Genomic DNA, 15370 nt, shown 5'->3' with positions numbered 1-15370 from the left:
GCTGTTCATGTTTGTCCTTGTTTGGGGTGGGGCTCAGGCCGCCAGCGGCGCGGCTTCGCTGCCGGCGGTGGCGTGGCTGCCGAAGGCGAAACTGTCCATGGACAGCACGCCGTTGGTGACGCCGCCGTCGATGCGCGCCGCCTGCTGCCAATCCTTGCCGGCCGCGCCGATGGCGAAGTACAGCGGCAGCAGGTGCTCGTCGGTCGGGTGGGCGCGGACTGCTTCCGGCGCCTGCCTGCGGTAGTCGAGCAAGGCTTCGATGTCGCCGGCCTCGATTGCGTTCCAGATCCAGTCGGCGAACGCGGTGGCGTAGGCATCCGCATGCTCGTCGCCGCGGCGCAGCTCGTACAGGTTGTGGGTGAGGCTGCCGGAGCCGATCAGGAGCACGCCCTGCTCGCGCAGCGGCGCCAGCGCACGGCCGAACTCGAGCACCACCTCCGGCGAGCGGGTGGCCGGCTGCGCCACCTGCAGCAGCGGGATGTCGGCCTCCGGGTAGAGGTGCATCAGCGGCACCCAGGCACCGTGGTCGCGGCCGGCGCGGTCGTTGGCCACTGCCGGGATGCCGTGGCGGCCGAGCAGGCCGATGACCTCCGCCGCCACGCCGGGCGCGCCCGGAGCCGGGTAGGACAGGGTGTACAGCTCGGCCGGGAAGCCGCCGAAGTCATGGATGGTTTCCGGCGCCGGTCCGGACAGCACTTCCGGGCTGCGCGTCATCCAGTGCGGCGACATGACCACGATGGCGCGCGGCCGCGGCAGGGTTTCACCCAGCTGGCGCAAGGCTGGGCCGGCAATGCCGGGCAGCAGGGCGAACATCGGTGATCCGTGCGAGATGAACAGGCTGGGAAGGGCTGGGGCGGACATGGTGGGGTCTCCGTGGGTGTCCGTGTTCTAGGCAGCATAGGAAAGGCGCTGCGGACAGTCGCTACTTTATTGCCTTGCGTGGGTGAGATAAACCGGCGTCGATTTGACAGACTGTAAAGCGAGGGCGAACAATCTCACGCATGGACAGATTCCGTGAGATGGAAACCTTCGTTGCCGTGGTTGAGGCCGGCAGCTTTGTGGGCGCGGGCGAAAGCCTGCGTGTCTCCAAGGCGGCGGTGTCCCGCAGCGTACAGGAGCTGGAAGCCCGGCTGGGCGCCCGCCTGCTGCAGCGGACCACCCGCCGCCTGTCGCTCACCGAGGCCGGCCGCGCCTACTACGCCCGCAGCAAGCAGATCCTGGCCGACGTGGAGGAGGCGGATGGCGCGGTCGGCGCGGTCACCGGCCAGCCGGTCGGCCAGCTGAGGGTGAACGTGCCTTTCTCCTTCGGCCTCAGGCACCTGGCGCCGCTATGGGGCAAATTCCTCGCGCGCTATCCCGGCATCGAACTGGACGTATCGCTGAACGACCGCCTGGTGGACCTGGTGGAGGAGGGCTACGACCTGGCGGTGCGCATCACCCGCATGGCGGACTCTTCGCTGGTGTCGCGCCGGCTGGCGAGCACCCGGGTGCTGTTCTGCGCTTCGCCGGAATACCTCGCCGAGCACGGTCACTTGAAGCGGCTGGCGGATGTCACCCGGCATGCGGTGATCGGTTACAGCTACTCCCAGTTCGGCGACCTGTGGCGGTTGACGCGGCGCGATGGTGTCGAGGAGGAAGCGCTGACGCGGCCGCGGCTGCGCGCCAACAACGGCGACACCTGCCGTGCCGCGGCGCTGGCCGGCCAGGGCATCGCCCTGCTGCCGACCTTCCTCATCGGCGAAGACCTGCACGCCGGCCGCCTGGTGCCGGTGCTGCCGGACTACCCGCCGCCGGAACTGGGCATCTACGCGGTCTACCCCTCGCGCAAGCACCTGTCGTTGAAGGTGCGGGTGCTGCTGGACTTCCTGGCCGAGGCTTTTGCCGAGGTGTCGTGGGCGGGGTGTGATGCCCAGGCGGGCGCGAGCGAGCGGGCGCGCTAATTGGTAGCCAGCAGCCGGCGGCATGCTCCGGCCTGCGCGTGCCGGATCCCGCCCCGAATGAAAATCGGCCCCGCGGGCTTGCGCGCCGCGGGGCCGACTCCGGGGTCGATATCGGGTAGAGGGCGGGCTCAGGCCGAGCGGGCTTCCGGGCGCACCACGTTCATGTGGGACTCCTCGGCGTCGAGCACGATCATTTCCGGCGAGCTGGCTTCTTCCTCGGTCTCGTTGTTCAGGTGGGCCTGCAGGCGCTCTTCGTCCAGCTCCTTGCACCACTTGGCGACGACGATGGTGGCCACGCTGTTGCCGATCAGGTTGGTCAGCGCGCGGGCTTCGGACATGAAGCGGTCTATGCCCAGGATCAGCGCCAGGCCGGCCACCGGAATGCCGCCCACCGCCGACAGCGTCGCCGCCAGTACGATGAAGCCGCTGCCGGTCACGCCCGCCGCGCCCTTGGAGGTCAGCAGCAGCACCAGCAGCAGGGTGACCTGCTGGGTGATGTCCATCGGCGTGTTGGTGGCTTGGGCGATGAACACCGCCGCCATCGTCAGGTAGATGGAGGTGCCGTCGAGGTTGAAGGAGTAGCCGGTGGGGATCACCAGGCCAACGGTGGACTTGTTGCAGCCCAGGTTCTCCATCTTGGCCATGATGCGCGGCAGCGCCGATTCGGAGGACGAGGTGCCGAGCACGATCAGCAGCTCTTCCTTGATGTAGCGGATCAGCTTCCACACCGAGAAGCCGTGGCTGCGGGCGATGGTGCCCAGCACGCCGAAGATGAAGACCAGGCAGGTGAGGTAGAAGGTCGCCATCAGCTTGCCCAGCTCGGCCAGCGTGCCGACGCCGTACTTGCCGATGGTGAAGGCCATCGCGCCGAAGGCACCGATCGGGGCCACCTTCATGATGTAGCCGACGATGCCGAACAGCACGTGGGAGAACTTCTCGATGAAGTCGAACACCAGGGTGCCGCGGCCGCCGAAGCGGTGCAGGGCGAAGCCGAACATCACCGAGAACAGCAGCACCTGCAGGATCTCGCCCTTGGCGAAGGCATCCACCACCGTGCTGGGAATCACATGCAGCAGGAAGTCGGTGGTGCTCTGCATCGCGCCCGGCGCGGTGTAGGAGGCGATGGCCTTGGTATCCAGCGAGGCCGGGTCGATGTTCATGCCGGCGCCGGGCTTCACCACGTTGACGATGATGAGGCCGACGATGAGGGCGATGGAGCTGACCACTTCGAAGTAGAGCAGGGCGAGGCCGCCCGTCTTGCCCACCTTCTTCATGTCTTCCATGCCGGCGATGCCGACGACCACGGTGCAGAAGATGATCGGGGCGATGATCATCTTGATGAGCTTGATGAAGCCGTCGCCGAGCGGCTTCATGGCGGTGCCGGTCTCCGGATAGAAGTGCCCCAGCAGCACGCCGATCGTAATGGCGACGATGACCTGAAAGTACAGGGAACGATAGATCGCTTTCTTGACCACGGATGTCTCCTCTACAGGAGCCGCGGATTATTTGCCCATCAATGGCGCGCGGGCAGTGTGAACATCCGCACTGTGGAAAACACTTATATAAGACAGGGGTGTCCAGGCCGCAGCTGGGGCGGAGTTAATGCCATCGGCGTCGTTCGTGGGCCCTTGAACGCCTTGATCGGAAAGGCTTTTGATCCCGCCATTGTTGCGGTGCAAAAGACTGCTTCAGTGGTGGGGTCTTGCCTGCTTCGTCCTGTCGAGACAGCGGCTGGAATCGACCGGAAAACCCTTTTGGCATGCACCGGATTGAGGCCAGGAAAACGCGCTATCGCCCCAAAAAAGGGCGCTCCCGGCTGGCGTGCCGGGGCCGGGCAAAAAAAGCGTATTACCCCTTTCCTCCGAGGCTTTTCCCCGGATATAGTTACGGAAAAATAGCTTTGCAATAAAGCAAATTAAGTTAGTCACCCTGGTGGAAAAGGGCAGCCTCGACGCTGCACCGGCTCCCCGCAGAGAGAGGATCGTATGATCTGGCAACAGCTGATTAACGGGCTGATGTTGGGGGGCATCTATGTCTTGATCGCCGTCTCCTTCACGCTCGCCATAGGCATCCTGAACTTCCTCAACTTCTCCCTGCCGGGGTTGTTCATGCTCGGCGGCGTGCTGACCTGGGCGCTGCTGGGCGCCGGCTGGCACTGGAGCCTGGCGATGCTGGCGGCGCTGCTGGCCGCCGCCGCGGTGTCGCTGCTGGTGGAGCAACTCTCCTACAAGCCCATGCGCAACGCCGATCCGGAGCTGCCGCTGGTGAGCTCGCTGGGTTTCCTGGTGCTGATGGAGAACCTGGTGATCGTGAAGTGGGGCTCGGACCAGCAGTCCTTCCCGGCGCTGATTCCCGACTTCAACCTGCGCTTCGGCGGCCTCATCATCGGCACCGCCCAGCTCATCAGCTTCCTGATCGCGGTCGGCGTGGTGCTGTGGCTGTCCTGGTTCCTCAAGACCACCAACACCGGCCGCCGCCTGCGCGCCATCGCCGAGAACCGCGACACCGCGGAAATCCTCGGCATCAACCTCGCCCGCCTGGTGCCCTGTGTCTTCGTCTTCAGCGCGGTGTTCACCGCCCTCGGCGGCATCCTGTTCGCGCTCAACTACCTGCAGGTGTCGCCCTTCATGGGCGAGAACATTGGCTTCAAGGGCGTGGCGGCGATGATCGTCGGCGGCATGGGGTCGATCTGGGGCGCCATCGTCGGCGGCCTGCTCATCGGCCTGGTGGAGGTGCTGTCGATCTACTTCTTCGGCGCCGACGTGGTGAACATCCTGGTGTACGGCTTCCTGCTGCTGGTGCTGATCGTGCGCCCCGCCGGCCTGCTGGGCCGTCCGATCTCGCGGGAGAAACTGTAATGAGCGGCTACCAGACCGGCGTTCTCGTCTTCCTGGCCTTCAACGTCATCGCGGCCTATTCGGTCTATCTGCCGATGGCGGCCGGCCAGCTCAACCTTGGCATCGCCGGTTTCATGGCGATAGGCGCCTACACCTCGGCCTACCTCAGCAACGAGCTGGGCTGGTCCATGCTGGCCAGCGTGCCGGCCGGCGCGCTCGCCTCCTGCCTGCTGGCGACGGTGGTGGCGGTGCCGGTGCTGCGCACCCACGGCATCTACCTGGCGCTGGCGACCTTCGCGCTGGGGCAGATCATCGCCGCGGTATTCCTCAACCTCGAAGTGGTGGGCGCGGCCGCCGGTTACCCGGTGAGCGAATACGTGTCGCCCATGGTGGTGGTGGCCTGCGCCGCCGGCGTGGTGCTGCTGATGGTGTTCCTGTCCCGCACCCGCTATGGGCTCTACCTCACCGCGATCAAGAACGACGCCACGGTGACCGACCTGATGGGCGTGAACGTGCGCGGCATGCAGATCTCCGCCTTCGCCATCGGCGCCATGGTCGCCGGCTTCGGCGGCGCGCTCTACGGCCACCATTACAGCTTCATCGAAGCCCAGCACTTCAACGTGCTGCTGAGCGTGTTCACCGTGCTCTACGTGCTGCTGGGCGGTACGCAGACGGTGCTCGGGCCGCTGGTGGGCGCGGTGTTCTTCACCCTGCTGCCGGAAGCGCTGCGGGCCAGCGACCAGTGGCGCTACGTGATCTTCGCCGCGCTCATCATCCTGATGATGCTGCTGCGTCCGCAGGGGCTGCTCACCGCCTCCCTGCTGCGCAGCCTGGGCGGCCGCAAGCAAGGAGTGCAGCAATGAGCGCGACGGCAACCCTGGGCAATGCCGGCGCGATGGCTGGTTCTGCGGCCGGTGACTACGCGTTGGAAGTGCGCGGCCTGTCGAAATCCTTCGGCGGCCTGGAGGTGATCGGCGACCTCAGCTTCGCCGCCCCGCGCGGCAAGGCCACCGCGCTGATCGGCCCCAACGGCGCGGGCAAGACCACGGTGTTCAACCTGGTGTCCGGCGTTTATACGCCCACCGCCGGCACGGTGCTGGTGAATGGCCGGGACATCACCGGCGTGCCTTCCCGCCGCCGCATTCATGCCGGCGTGGCGCGCAGCTTCCAGAACATCCGCCTGATGCAGCACCTGACGGTGATCGAGAACCTGCTGATCGGCCAGCACGTGCGGGCGCAGGGCCTGGGCGCGCTGTTCAGCCCCTTCCGCCTGATGCCGAAACACCGCTGGTGGAAGGAGGCGCAGCAGGCGCTGGACGAATGCGGCCTGGGCGCCTACGCCCAGCAGACGGTGGGCGCGCTGGCCTACGGCATCCGCAAGCGCATCGACCTGGTGCGGGCGACGCTGGCCAGCCCCTCGCTGCTGCTGCTGGACGAACCGGCCGCCGGCCTCAACCCCACCGAAACCCAGGATCTGCTCGCCCATCTGCGCCTGCTCGCCAGCCGTGGCACCAGCCTGCTGGTGGTGGAGCACGACATGCCCTTCGTTGGCGAGATCTGCGAGCACGTGGTGGTGCTCAACTTCGGCCGCAAGATCGCCGAGGGCACGCTGGACGAAGTGCGCCAGGTGCCGCAGGTGCGCGAGGCCTACCTGGGCAGCGAGGAAGAATGACATGCTGGAAATCCTGAATCTCAGCGTCGCCTACGGCCGCAACGAGGCGCTGCGCAAGGTCAACCTCAAGGTCGAGGAAGGCAAGATCGTCACCGTGCTGGGCGCCAACGGCGCCGGCAAGAGCACGCTGCTCAACGCCATCCTCGGCATGGTCAAGCCCAGGGACGGCCAGATCCTGCTCGGCCGCGACGACATCACCCTGGCCAGCCCCAGCGAGCGGGTGGCGCGCGGCATCGTGCTGGTGCCGGAAGGCCGCCGCATCCTCATCACCATGACCATCGAGGAGAACCTGCTCCTCGGCGCGCACCTGCGCAAGGATCACGCGGCGGTGAAGCAGGAGCTGGACGCTATCTACGCCCGCTTCCCCAACCTCGCCGAGCGCCGCCACATGGCCGCCGCCTGCCTGTCCGGCGGCGAGCAGCAGATGCTGGCCATCGGCCGCGCGCTGCTGGCCAGGCCGCGCCTGATCATGCTGGACGAACCCTCGCTGGGCCTCTCGCCGCTGTTCGTTTCCAAGCTCTTCGAACTGCTGCGCGAGATCAACCGCGACGGCCTCACCGTGCTGCTGGTGGAACAGAACACCGGCAAGGCGCTGGCCAACGCCCACTACGCGGCGGTGCTCGAACTCGGACAGGTGGTGATGGCGGGCGAGCCGGCGGTGCTGGCGGCCGACCCGCGCCTGCAGGAGGCCTACCTCGGACGTGCCGGCGATGGCGCGCACGGGTGACGGACGCGCAGCCCGCTCCCCCACGGGCTGCCGCTTTCTTCGGTGTGTTGGACTTGTTGGACTAACAGAGAGGTGTTCCCCATGCTGCAAATGAGAAAAGCGACCCTGGCCCTGGCCGCGGTCTCGATGTTCGGTGCGACCGTGGCGCATGCCGCCGACCTCGTCCTCGGCCTGGCGATGGCCAAGACCGGCCCCTACGTGAGCCTCGCCAATACCAACGAGATTGCGGTGGACATGGCGGTCGAGGAAATCAACAAGGCTGGCGGCGTCAATGGCAAGCAGATCAAGGTGGTGAAGTTCGATACCGGCGGCGATCCCAAGCAAGCCACGCTGGCGGTGCGCCGCTTCGCCGAGGACGACAAGGCGCTGGCCATCATCGGCCCCTTCAGCTCCAGCGAGGTGAAGGTTTCCTTCCCGGTGGGCGAGCGCCTGGGCATTGCCCAGATGGCGATGAGCTCCTCCGCGCCCGGCCTGGGCAAGGGCTTCAGCTTCGGCTTCCGCAACACCACCGACGAAGGCCGGGTGGTGAACGAAGTGCTCACCTCCATCAAGGAGAAGGGCTTGCCGCACGCTACCGGCGCCATCGCCTACGCCACCGACGACACCGTGTCCAAGTCCATGGGCACCGCGGTGTTCCCCAAGCTGTTCGGCGAATACAAGATCCCGGTGAAGGGCGAAGTGGATTTCCAGTACAAGGCCTTCGACCTGTCGCCGCAAGTGTCTCGTCTGGTTGCCATCAAGCCTGACGTGATCGGCGTCGGCGCACCGCCGGAAGCCGCCATCAACCTGGCCAAGGAAATGAAGCGGCAGGGCGTGCAGGCCCGCCTCATCGGCGGTACCACCATCGCCGACCCCGACCTGCCGCAACGCATGGACGGCGCCGGCGAGACCATGACCATAGGCACCACCTTCTTCAAGGACTACGACGACAAGGCGAAGAAGTTCACCGCCGAGTTCTCCACCCGCGCCAAGGCCGCCGGCCTGACCCGCACCGTGCCCAACCAGATGGACGCGGCGAGCTACGACATCGTCTACCTGTATGCCGAAGCCATGCGCAACGGCAAGGTCGGCGGCGCCGCCGACAAGCTGGCCGACGAGCGCAAGGTGATCCGCGACGAGTTGGTCAAGTTGAAGGACTTCCCGGCGCTGGAAGGCGGCATCACCTTCGACGCCGACGGCGATGCGGTGAAGCCCATCTACATCCTCGAAGTGAAGAAGGGCGAATGGACGTTGCTGGACCGCCGCGTGCCCAAGCAGTAATTCCTGCTCCTGTCGCAGCAAACGAAAACGCGCTCCCCGGAGCGCGTTTTTCATTGTCCGCCGGACGCGGTGCGCTGCTTCGCGTTCAGGCCTGGCGGCTCAACGTTCTGGTGCCGCAGCGGCTGGGCTGCAGATCGTGCGGCGGTACCCAGCCGTGGAGGGGTATGGGAAACATGCAATGGCCGCGGGGGCTCTCCATTGCATGTTTTTGTCGTTATTCAAAAGAACCTATGATTGCATTAAGGTAAATCCAAAGAGGGGCCGCCATGCCACGTCCCGATCTCAATCTCCTGCTGGCGCTGGATGCGCTGCTGGAGGAGGGCAGCGTCATCGGCGCCGCGCGCCGCATGCATCTGAGCGCGCCGGCGATGAGCCGCACCTTGAGCCGCATCCGGGAGGCGCTGGGCGACCCGGTGTTCGTCCAGGTCGGCCGCAAACTCATGCCCACGCCCAAGGCGCTGGCACTGCGCGAACAGGTACGGGTGGCGGTCGAGCAGGCCTCGCAAGTGTTCGCCTCCAGTGCCGAGATCGACCTGAAATCGCTGGACCGGCGCTTCAACGTCCGCGCCACCGATGAGTTCGTGAGCATCCATCTGGGCTATCTGCTGGATGCGATGGCGCGGGAAATGCCGCGGGCGATGCTGCGCTTTTCGCCGGAGGAAGACGACGTGGACGAAGAGGCGCTGCGCAGCGGCCGCATCGACCTGTTCATCAGCGCCTCGCGCAAGCTGGGGCCGGAGATCCGCGTGCAGTCACTGTTCACCACCACGTTCGTGGGCGTCGCGCGCGCCCACCATCCGATCTTCGACGAGGAGATCACGCCCGAACGCCTCACGCACTGGGAGCACATCAACGTCTCGCGGCGCGGCAGGGCCGCCGGGCCCGTCGATGCCGCGCTGGAAGCGCAGGGACTGCGCCGGCATGTCGCCCTGGTGGTGCCCAATCCGTACACCGCATTGTTCGCATTGCAGGATTCGGATCTGCTGTTGCCCTTGCCCCGGCATCTGGCCAGCACCGCGCTGGCTGCGGGCCTGCACATTCGCCTGTTCGACCTGCCGATACCGCTGGAAACGGTGCTGCTGACGCAGGCCTGGCACCCGCGCCTGGAGGGCGACCCGGCCCATCAATGGCTGCGGCGGACCATTCACATGCTCTGCAACGAGAGCCAGGCGCAGGCGGCGAAGCGCGCCAAGTCATAGCGGCGCGTTCGCCGCCATGCGTGCGTATCGTGCAATCGTTAGATTGCAATAAATTCACTTTTTGGAATGATTCGGCCTCCCTACAGTGATGCGTATCGATCACTGTAGAAGGGCTGCATCGTGCATTCGACGAACGCACCAGACGCGGATTTGTGCGTCTCTCCACGCCTTTCCCGGTTTCGGGAGGAGCTTGCGCGTGGGCTGCCTTATCTCGATCTGACGACGCCGCGCGCGACTTATGTGATGCGTTCCATCCTGGCCGCCTGCCTCGCTTTGGTGGTGGCCTATTTGCTGGAACTGCATGCGCCCTACGCGGCGGCTTCCAGCGTGCTGCTCGTCATCAACCCCGTCCAGGGCGGTGTGATCGGCAAGGGGGTGTGGCGGGTGCTGGGCACGCTGGTCGGCATGCTGGCGGCCTTCGTGCTGATGAGCGCCTGCGGCCAGATGCCCTGGCTGTTCCTGCTCGGTTTCGGCGTGTGGCTGGGCGTTTGCGTGGTGGGCATGACGCTGCTGCGTCACTTCCGGGCCTATGGCGCCACGCTGGCGGGCTACACCGTGGGCCTGGCGGCCTACGGCGCCATGCAGCACCCGGAACTCACCTTCGACCAGGTGATGGGGCGCGGCGCATCCGTGCTGATCGGCGTGGTCTGCCTGGCGCTGGTCTCGGCCCTGTTCAGCAGCCGCAGCGTGCACAGCCGCCTGGCCGCGCTGCTCGACCGCCTCGCGGCCGCCACGGCAGGCGTGCTGGCGACGCATCACCAGGCCATCCAGGGCGGCGCGGAACCGGGCGCCCAGCCCCTGGATGCCGCACGGCGCTCGCTCATCACCGAGGTGTATGGCGTGGACGATCTGTTGGCGCTGGGCAAGGCCGAGTCCGCCGACCTGGCCCACCGAGCCGGCACGGTGCGACACACGATGGTGTCGCTGTTTTCCGCCCTGGTGGGCGGTGCGCCGCCCATGCGCGAACGCGGCGCCGGTGCGCTGAGTGCGTTGCAGCCGGGCTGGGAACAGACATGGCGGGAGGTCGGGCAGGTGCTGGAGCGGGAACCAGGCCCGGCCGGAAGGGCGCTTGCCATCCTGCGGCTGGCCGAGTTGCGCGCCCGGCTGGTGGCAGCGCTCACCGCCACCTCGGTGGACGATGCCGCCGGGCAGGCCGCGCTGATGATCGCGGGCGATCGCTTGATCGAGCAACTCGACGATTACCGGCAAGCCCTCGAAGGCATCGAACGTTTCCACCAACCCAGGCCGACGCCGGCGCGCCTGTCCGTGCCCTTCCACCGCGACACGGTGGCGGCTTTCCAGAACGGCGTACGCGCCCTGCTGACCGTGCTGATGGGCGGCGCCTTCTGGATCGCCACCGGCTGGACGGAAGGCAACATGATGCTGGCGGGCTTGGCGGCGGCTTGCGCGCTGCTGTCCACCGCGCCCAATCCCGCGCTGGGTGCGGTCGAATTCATCAAGGGCACGGTGGCCGCCGTGGCGATGGCCTTCCTGTGCACCTTCATCGTGCTGCCGCACGTCTCAGGCCTGCCGCTGCTGCTGGTGATCCTGAGCCTGTTCTGGCTGCCCGGCGTGTATGCCACCACGATGCCGCGTCATGCCTTGGCGGGTGTGGCCTATCTGGTGGCGTTCACCACGCTTGCGGCGGCGGACAACCCGATGCGCTACGACTTCGCGCTGTTCCTCAATGGCGCCGTGGCCTGGATCCTGGCGACGTGTTTCACGCTGCTGGGCTTCAGGATCGTGCTGCCGCGCAACGGGGCGCGCGACGCCACGCGCTTGCACCAACGCATCCGCAACGCGGCGCTGGGCACCTTGCGCGGCGAGCCGGCCGATGCGCAAGCCTGGCAATGGCGCCAGCAGCATCGCATCGCGCAACTCGGGGCCTTGCTCAGGACGCAGCCGCAGGCGATGGATCGTGCCATCGCCCAGGCGTTGAGCAGCCTGCATCTGGGCCGGGAAGTCCTGCGCCTGCGACGCTGGCTGCGCGAGGCGCAACTGGATGCCGAATGGCCGCGCGTGGTGGCGCGCCCGCTGCGTCATATGCGCCAGTTGGCCGGCGATCCCGCTCGGGCCGCGCGCCATGCCCGTCGCGCGGCGACTTGCCTGGCGCGTTTGCCGGCGCGCTCCCACGCCGCGATGGATGACGTGCGGCGCGTGACGGTGGTGTTGCACGACATCGCCGCGTTGCTGGAGCGCCACTCGGATGCCGTCGCACCGACCTCTGGAGGTCACGCCCATGCTCAGTGAGTTCTCGTTGGCCGGCATCTACCTGCCGCCCTTCTTCGCCTACGCCTGCCTGGCCCTGCCCGTCTACCTGGGCCTGCGCTTCGTGCTCGCGCGCAGCGGGGTGCTGCGCTGGGTGTGGCATCCAGGCCTGTTCGAGTTCGCCGTTTCCCTCTGCCTCGTTTCCCTTCTGGTGCTTTATGTCTGAACGCTCTTTCCCCGCCAAGCCGCTGCTACGGGCAGGATTCACCCTCGCGGTGGCCGTCGCTGCCGTATTCCTGGCCAGCGCGCTGTGGCGCGCCTACGTCGTCGCGCCCTGGACCCGCGATGGCCGTGTCAGCGCGCAGATCGTGCGCATCGCCCCCGAGGTGTCAGGCACCGTCGCCGAGGTTTCGGTCACCGACGATCAATACGTCAAGCAGGGCGATGTGCTCTACCGCATCGACAAGGCTGGCTTCGCGCTGGCATTGGCCCAGGCCGAGGCGCAGCTGGCAGCGGCCGAGGTGTCCTGGCGACAGAAGACCGAGGAGGCGCGGCGCCGCCGCGGCATGGAAAGCCTGGTGCCCGCCGAGGACATCCAGCGGGCGAACCAGGCGATGGCCATCGCCCAGGCCGAACTGCGCAGTGCGCAGGTCGCCGTGGACAGGGCGAAGCTGGACCTGGCGCGCACCGAGCTGCGGGCGCCGACCGAAGGCTACGTCACGCACCTGCGCTTGAACAAAGGCGACTACGCGGTGGCGGGCCAGCCGAACCTGGCCGTGATCGACGCGCACAGCTTCTGGATCACCGGGTATTTCGAGGAAACCAAGCTGCACGGCATCCAGCCCGGCGCGGCGGCGCGCATCCGCCTGATGGGCTTCGACCCGGTGTTGCCGGGGCGGGTGGCGAGCATCGGGCGGGGCATCACCGACAGCAACCAGCAGGCCGACGCGCAGGGCCTGCCGAGCGTGGAACCCAGCTTCAGCTGGGTCCGGCTGGCGCAGCGCATTCCGGTGCGTGTCGAGTTCGAGCATGTCCCACATGAGCTTGTGCTGGCCGTAGGCATGACCGGCAGCATCGAGGTCACGCCCTCGGCAGGCGCGCCGGCGCCCCAGGGCCGGCTGATCTCGCTGCTGCACCGCTGGATGTGAGGGCGAGGCCATGCATGCATTCCTCCCTCGCACGCAGCCGCGCCTCCGGCAGGCACTGCTGGTCTCGCTGCTGACCGTCCTGGCCGGCTGCACCACCGTGGGCCCGGACTACCACGCGCAGGCGCCGGACGTGCCCGCGCACTGGGTCGAGGCCGACGCCGCCCCGTCCGATGACGACCACGACGGCCTGCGCACCTGGTGGCGCGCTTTCCAGGACCCCTTGCTCGACCGCCTGGTCGATCAGACCCTGGCGCACAACCAGGAGCTGGACATCGCCCTGGCACGCCTGCGCCAGGCCCGCGCCGAGCGCGTGCAGATCGGCGCGGCCGCCCTGCCCGAGGTCTCGATCGGCGTTGCCGGCGAGGCCGTACGGGGCAGCAAGGCACTCGGCTCGCAGCCCGGCGGGCAGGCGCGAACCTGGCACCTGGGCTTCGATGCCGGTTGGGAGCTGGACCTGTTCGGCGGCACGCGCCGCGCGGTCGAGGCCGCCGACGCCGGCATCCAGGCGCTGGCCGAGGACCATCGTGCGCTGCAAGTGAGCCTGGTGGCCGAGCTGGTGTCCGACTACGCCGGGCTGCGCGTTGCGCAACGGCGCCTGGCCATCGCGCAGGACAACATCCGCACGCTGGCCGAAGCCGAGCGCTTGGCCGAACAGGCGCAGCGCAGCGGCCTGGGCACGCTGGCCGATGTCACCCAGGCCCGCGCCGAGCGCGAAATGGCCGAGGCGCAGCCACCCTTGCTGCATGCGGACGTCGCCCGCTTCAGCCATGCGATAGGCGTGCTGACGGGCGGGTTTCCCGGCGACTGGCATGCCACCCTCGCCACGCCCGCGCCCGCGTTGCCCATGCCAGCCGATTTGCCGCTGTCGCTGCCTTCGGACGTCATTCGCCAACGGCCCGACCTGCGCGCGGACGAACGGCGCCTGGCTGCCGCCACCGCGCAGATAGGCGTGGCACAGGCCGCACGCTTCCCCAGGTTCCGCATTCCCCTGGGGATCGGTACCAGCGCCAGCGTCATCCACGACCTGTTCTCCGGCGCCAGCCTGGCGTGGTCGGCGGCGATGCAGGGCAGCCATTCGCTCTACGACGGCGGCCGCACGCGGGCAGGCGTGACCGCGGCGCAGGCCAAGGCCGACGCCGTGCGGCGCATCTACGAGCGGGACGTGCGTGTGGCGCTGCGCGACGTGGAAGACGCCTTGACCGCATGGACCAGCGAACGCCAGCGGCAAGCCGCATTGCAGAAGGCCGTGGCCGACGGCCAGCAGGCCCTGCAACAGGCCAGCCAGCTATATACGCGAGGATTGAGCGCCTACCTGCCGGTGCTGGTGGCGCAGCGCAGCCTGAATCAGGCGCGCGATACGCTGGCCCTCAGCCAACTGGCGCAGCTGCAAGGAGGCATTGCCCTGTACAAGGCGCTGGGAGCGGGCTGGTCGGACTCCTCGCGGGTCCCTGAATCCGAGCAACGCGTCGCCATGGAAGCAACGGCGACGCGATGAGGTGCCCAACGTTCTCCGCCCTCCAGCCGGCCGTCTTCACGCGGCCATTCCTTGCTGATCCGGTTCTGCATGAACGGGGTGGGCGACAGGGACCCCAGGCCGGAGTGGCGGTTGCTCTGGTTGCAGAAGACGGCGATGTATTGAAGGAGATCGCTCGTCGCCGCGTTTCGAGTCGCGCGGCCCATGCCATGCACCGGCTCGATTCAGCGGTCTGCCTTCGCCGCCTTGTCCCCGTTGCGCAGCCTTTGCTCAAGCCCGCCCAACGCGCCGGCAGCACGGCTGATGCTGCCGACCTCATTGGCTCGCTTGGCGGCCTGCTCCTTGAACTCGGCCGTATTCCTGGCTGGGATCGCTTCACCTCCTTCTTCCTCTCGTGGTGTCGAGCCTGCTACGGCCGGATTGGAAGAGGAAATCCGTGGGGCAGCTCAAATGAAAAACCCGCCTCAGGGCGGGTTTCGACAGCGACTGCGGTGCCGGTGAAACCGGTTCTTCAGACCGGGTCGTAGTAGTGGATTTCCAGCAGCACGCAGCCGTTCTCCGACTTGAACGGGCCATGCCAGGCGCCCGGCGGGCGGCAGGCGTAGGTGAAGGGCTTGTAGTTGGTGCCGCCCTCGCCGTTCTCGTCGTTGCCGACGGTGAGGTCGCCGCTGACCAGGAACACTTCTTCCCAGTAATCGTGCACGAAGGGCTTGGTGGTGAAGACGCCGCCTTCGAAGCGCAGCAGGCGGGTCTGGCTGCCGCGCTTGTTTTCCACGTCGAGGCCGCCGGCGAGGATCTTCTGCTGGACGCGGGCGCCCGGCGGGTAGCCCGGCGGGGTTTCCCAGCCGTCCACCATGTCGATGGTATGGAACTCGTCGTGTAGCTTGTTCACTGCCATTTCGGAT

General features: G+C 67.4%; 14 protein-coding genes. 11 read left to right on the top strand and 3 right to left on the bottom strand.

Annotated features, from left to right (window positions below; all coding sequences use genetic code 11):
* Positions 1–33: 33 nt before the first annotated feature.
* The gene (locus GRF61_RS08685; RefSeq protein WP_169150265.1) at positions 34–861 is read right to left on the bottom strand and encodes a class III extradiol ring-cleavage dioxygenase; all 828 of its coding nucleotides are present in this window, start codon (positions 859–861) and stop codon (positions 34–36) included.
* 140 nt (positions 862–1001) lie between these two features.
* Here GRF61_RS08685 and GRF61_RS08680 point away from each other — a divergent pair, with 140 nt between their 5' ends.
* A complete protein-coding gene (locus tag GRF61_RS08680; protein ID WP_169150264.1) occupies positions 1002–1940 on the top strand; it encodes a LysR family transcriptional regulator in 939 nt (312 codons plus the stop codon).
* Between the two features lie 128 nt (positions 1941–2068).
* Here GRF61_RS08680 and GRF61_RS08675 read toward each other — a convergent pair whose 3' ends face one another.
* A complete protein-coding gene (locus GRF61_RS08675; RefSeq protein WP_169150263.1) occupies positions 2069–3415 on the bottom strand; it encodes a dicarboxylate/amino acid:cation symporter in 1347 nt (448 codons plus the stop codon).
* A gap of 510 nt (positions 3416–3925) precedes the next feature.
* Here GRF61_RS08675 and GRF61_RS08670 point away from each other — a divergent pair.
* The 10 genes from GRF61_RS08670 to GRF61_RS08625 all read left to right on the top strand — a co-directional run bounded on the left by GRF61_RS08670 (position 3926) and on the right by GRF61_RS08625 (position 14486).
* Complete coding sequence (locus GRF61_RS08670) at positions 3926–4798, top strand: branched-chain amino acid ABC transporter permease (RefSeq protein ID WP_169150262.1); 873 nt, start codon at positions 3926–3928, stop codon at positions 4796–4798.
* Positions 4798–5640, top strand: coding sequence for a branched-chain amino acid ABC transporter permease (locus GRF61_RS08665; RefSeq protein WP_169150261.1), 843 nt, complete (start codon positions 4798–4800; stop codon positions 5638–5640). The genes GRF61_RS08670 and GRF61_RS08665 overlap by 1 nt, the downstream gene beginning before the upstream one ends.
* Positions 5637–6449 carry an ABC transporter ATP-binding protein gene (locus GRF61_RS08660; RefSeq protein ID WP_211165840.1) on the top strand — a complete coding sequence of 271 codons (813 nt, stop codon included), beginning with the start codon at positions 5637–5639 and terminating at the stop codon, positions 6447–6449. Before GRF61_RS08665 ends, GRF61_RS08660 begins: the two co-directional genes overlap by 4 nt.
* A 1-nt stretch (position 6450) precedes the next feature.
* On the top strand, positions 6451–7176 hold the full coding sequence (locus GRF61_RS08655) for an ABC transporter ATP-binding protein (protein WP_169150260.1): 726 nt from the start codon (positions 6451–6453) through the stop codon (positions 7174–7176).
* Positions 7177–7266: 90 nt separating this feature from the next.
* Positions 7267–8436 (top strand): ABC transporter substrate-binding protein, encoded by a 1170-nt coding sequence (locus GRF61_RS08650; RefSeq protein WP_169150259.1) that lies wholly within the window; start codon positions 7267–7269, stop codon positions 8434–8436.
* A gap of 266 nt (positions 8437–8702) precedes the next feature.
* On the top strand, positions 8703–9635 hold the full coding sequence (locus GRF61_RS08645) for a LysR family transcriptional regulator (protein ID WP_169150258.1): 933 nt from the start codon (positions 8703–8705) through the stop codon (positions 9633–9635).
* 243 nt (positions 9636–9878) lie between these two features.
* Positions 9879–11885 carry an FUSC family protein gene (locus GRF61_RS08640; RefSeq protein ID WP_169150257.1) on the top strand — a complete coding sequence of 669 codons (2007 nt, stop codon included), beginning with the start codon at positions 9879–9881 and terminating at the stop codon, positions 11883–11885.
* Positions 11875–12069, top strand: a complete 195-nt coding sequence (locus tag GRF61_RS08635) for a DUF1656 domain-containing protein (protein WP_169150256.1) — start codon at positions 11875–11877, stop codon at positions 12067–12069. The genes GRF61_RS08640 and GRF61_RS08635 overlap by 11 nt, the downstream gene beginning before the upstream one ends.
* A 49-nt stretch (positions 12070–12118) precedes the next feature.
* Positions 12119–12991 carry an HlyD family secretion protein gene (locus GRF61_RS08630; protein ID WP_211165834.1) on the top strand — a complete coding sequence of 291 codons (873 nt, stop codon included), beginning with the start codon at positions 12119–12121 and terminating at the stop codon, positions 12989–12991.
* A gap of 10 nt (positions 12992–13001) precedes the next feature.
* A complete protein-coding gene (locus tag GRF61_RS08625) occupies positions 13002–14486 on the top strand; it encodes an efflux transporter outer membrane subunit (protein WP_169150254.1) in 1485 nt (494 codons plus the stop codon).
* A 490-nt stretch (positions 14487–14976) separates the two neighbouring features.
* Here the strand turns inward: GRF61_RS08625 and GRF61_RS08620 are convergent, their stop codons facing one another.
* Positions 14977–15363 (bottom strand): cupin, encoded by a 387-nt coding sequence (locus GRF61_RS08620; protein WP_133594753.1) that lies wholly within the window; start codon positions 15361–15363, stop codon positions 14977–14979.
* Between the last annotated feature and the right edge of the window lie 7 nt (positions 15364–15370).

It is taken from the genome of Azoarcus sp. TTM-91, assembly GCF_012911025.1.
Classification (GTDB): Bacteria; Pseudomonadota; Gammaproteobacteria; order Burkholderiales; family Rhodocyclaceae; genus Azoarcus.
The sequence above is the reverse complement of the archived record's forward strand: the minus strand, read 5'-3'. Positions and strand labels throughout refer to the sequence as shown.

Coding starts and splice junctions, on each gene's coding strand:
- GRF61_RS08655 (WP_169150260.1), top strand. CDS start 6,451: ATGCTGGAAATCCTGAATCTCAGCGTCGCCTACGGCCGCAACGAGGCG.
- GRF61_RS08650 (WP_169150259.1), top strand. CDS start 7,267: ATGAGAAAAGCGACCCTGGCCCTGGCCGCGGTCTCGATGTTCGGTGCG.
- GRF61_RS08660 (WP_211165840.1), top strand. CDS start 5,637: ATGAGCGCGACGGCAACCCTGGGCAATGCCGGCGCGATGGCTGGTTCT.
- GRF61_RS08670 (WP_169150262.1), top strand. CDS start 3,926: ATGATCTGGCAACAGCTGATTAACGGGCTGATGTTGGGGGGCATCTAT.
- GRF61_RS08645 (WP_169150258.1), top strand. CDS start 8,703: ATGCCACGTCCCGATCTCAATCTCCTGCTGGCGCTGGATGCGCTGCTG.
- GRF61_RS08665 (WP_169150261.1), top strand. CDS start 4,798: ATGAGCGGCTACCAGACCGGCGTTCTCGTCTTCCTGGCCTTCAACGTC.
- GRF61_RS08625 (WP_169150254.1), top strand. CDS start 13,002: ATGCATGCATTCCTCCCTCGCACGCAGCCGCGCCTCCGGCAGGCACTG.
- GRF61_RS08685 (WP_169150265.1), bottom strand. CDS start 861: ATGTCCGCCCCAGCCCTTCCCAGCCTGTTCATCTCGCACGGATCACCG.
- GRF61_RS08640 (WP_169150257.1), top strand. CDS start 9,879: ATGCGTTCCATCCTGGCCGCCTGCCTCGCTTTGGTGGTGGCCTATTTG.
- GRF61_RS08635 (WP_169150256.1), top strand. CDS start 11,875: ATGCTCAGTGAGTTCTCGTTGGCCGGCATCTACCTGCCGCCCTTCTTC.
- GRF61_RS08680 (WP_169150264.1), top strand. CDS start 1,002: ATGGACAGATTCCGTGAGATGGAAACCTTCGTTGCCGTGGTTGAGGCC.
- GRF61_RS08620 (WP_133594753.1), bottom strand. CDS start 15,363: ATGGCAGTGAACAAGCTACACGACGAGTTCCATACCATCGACATGGTG.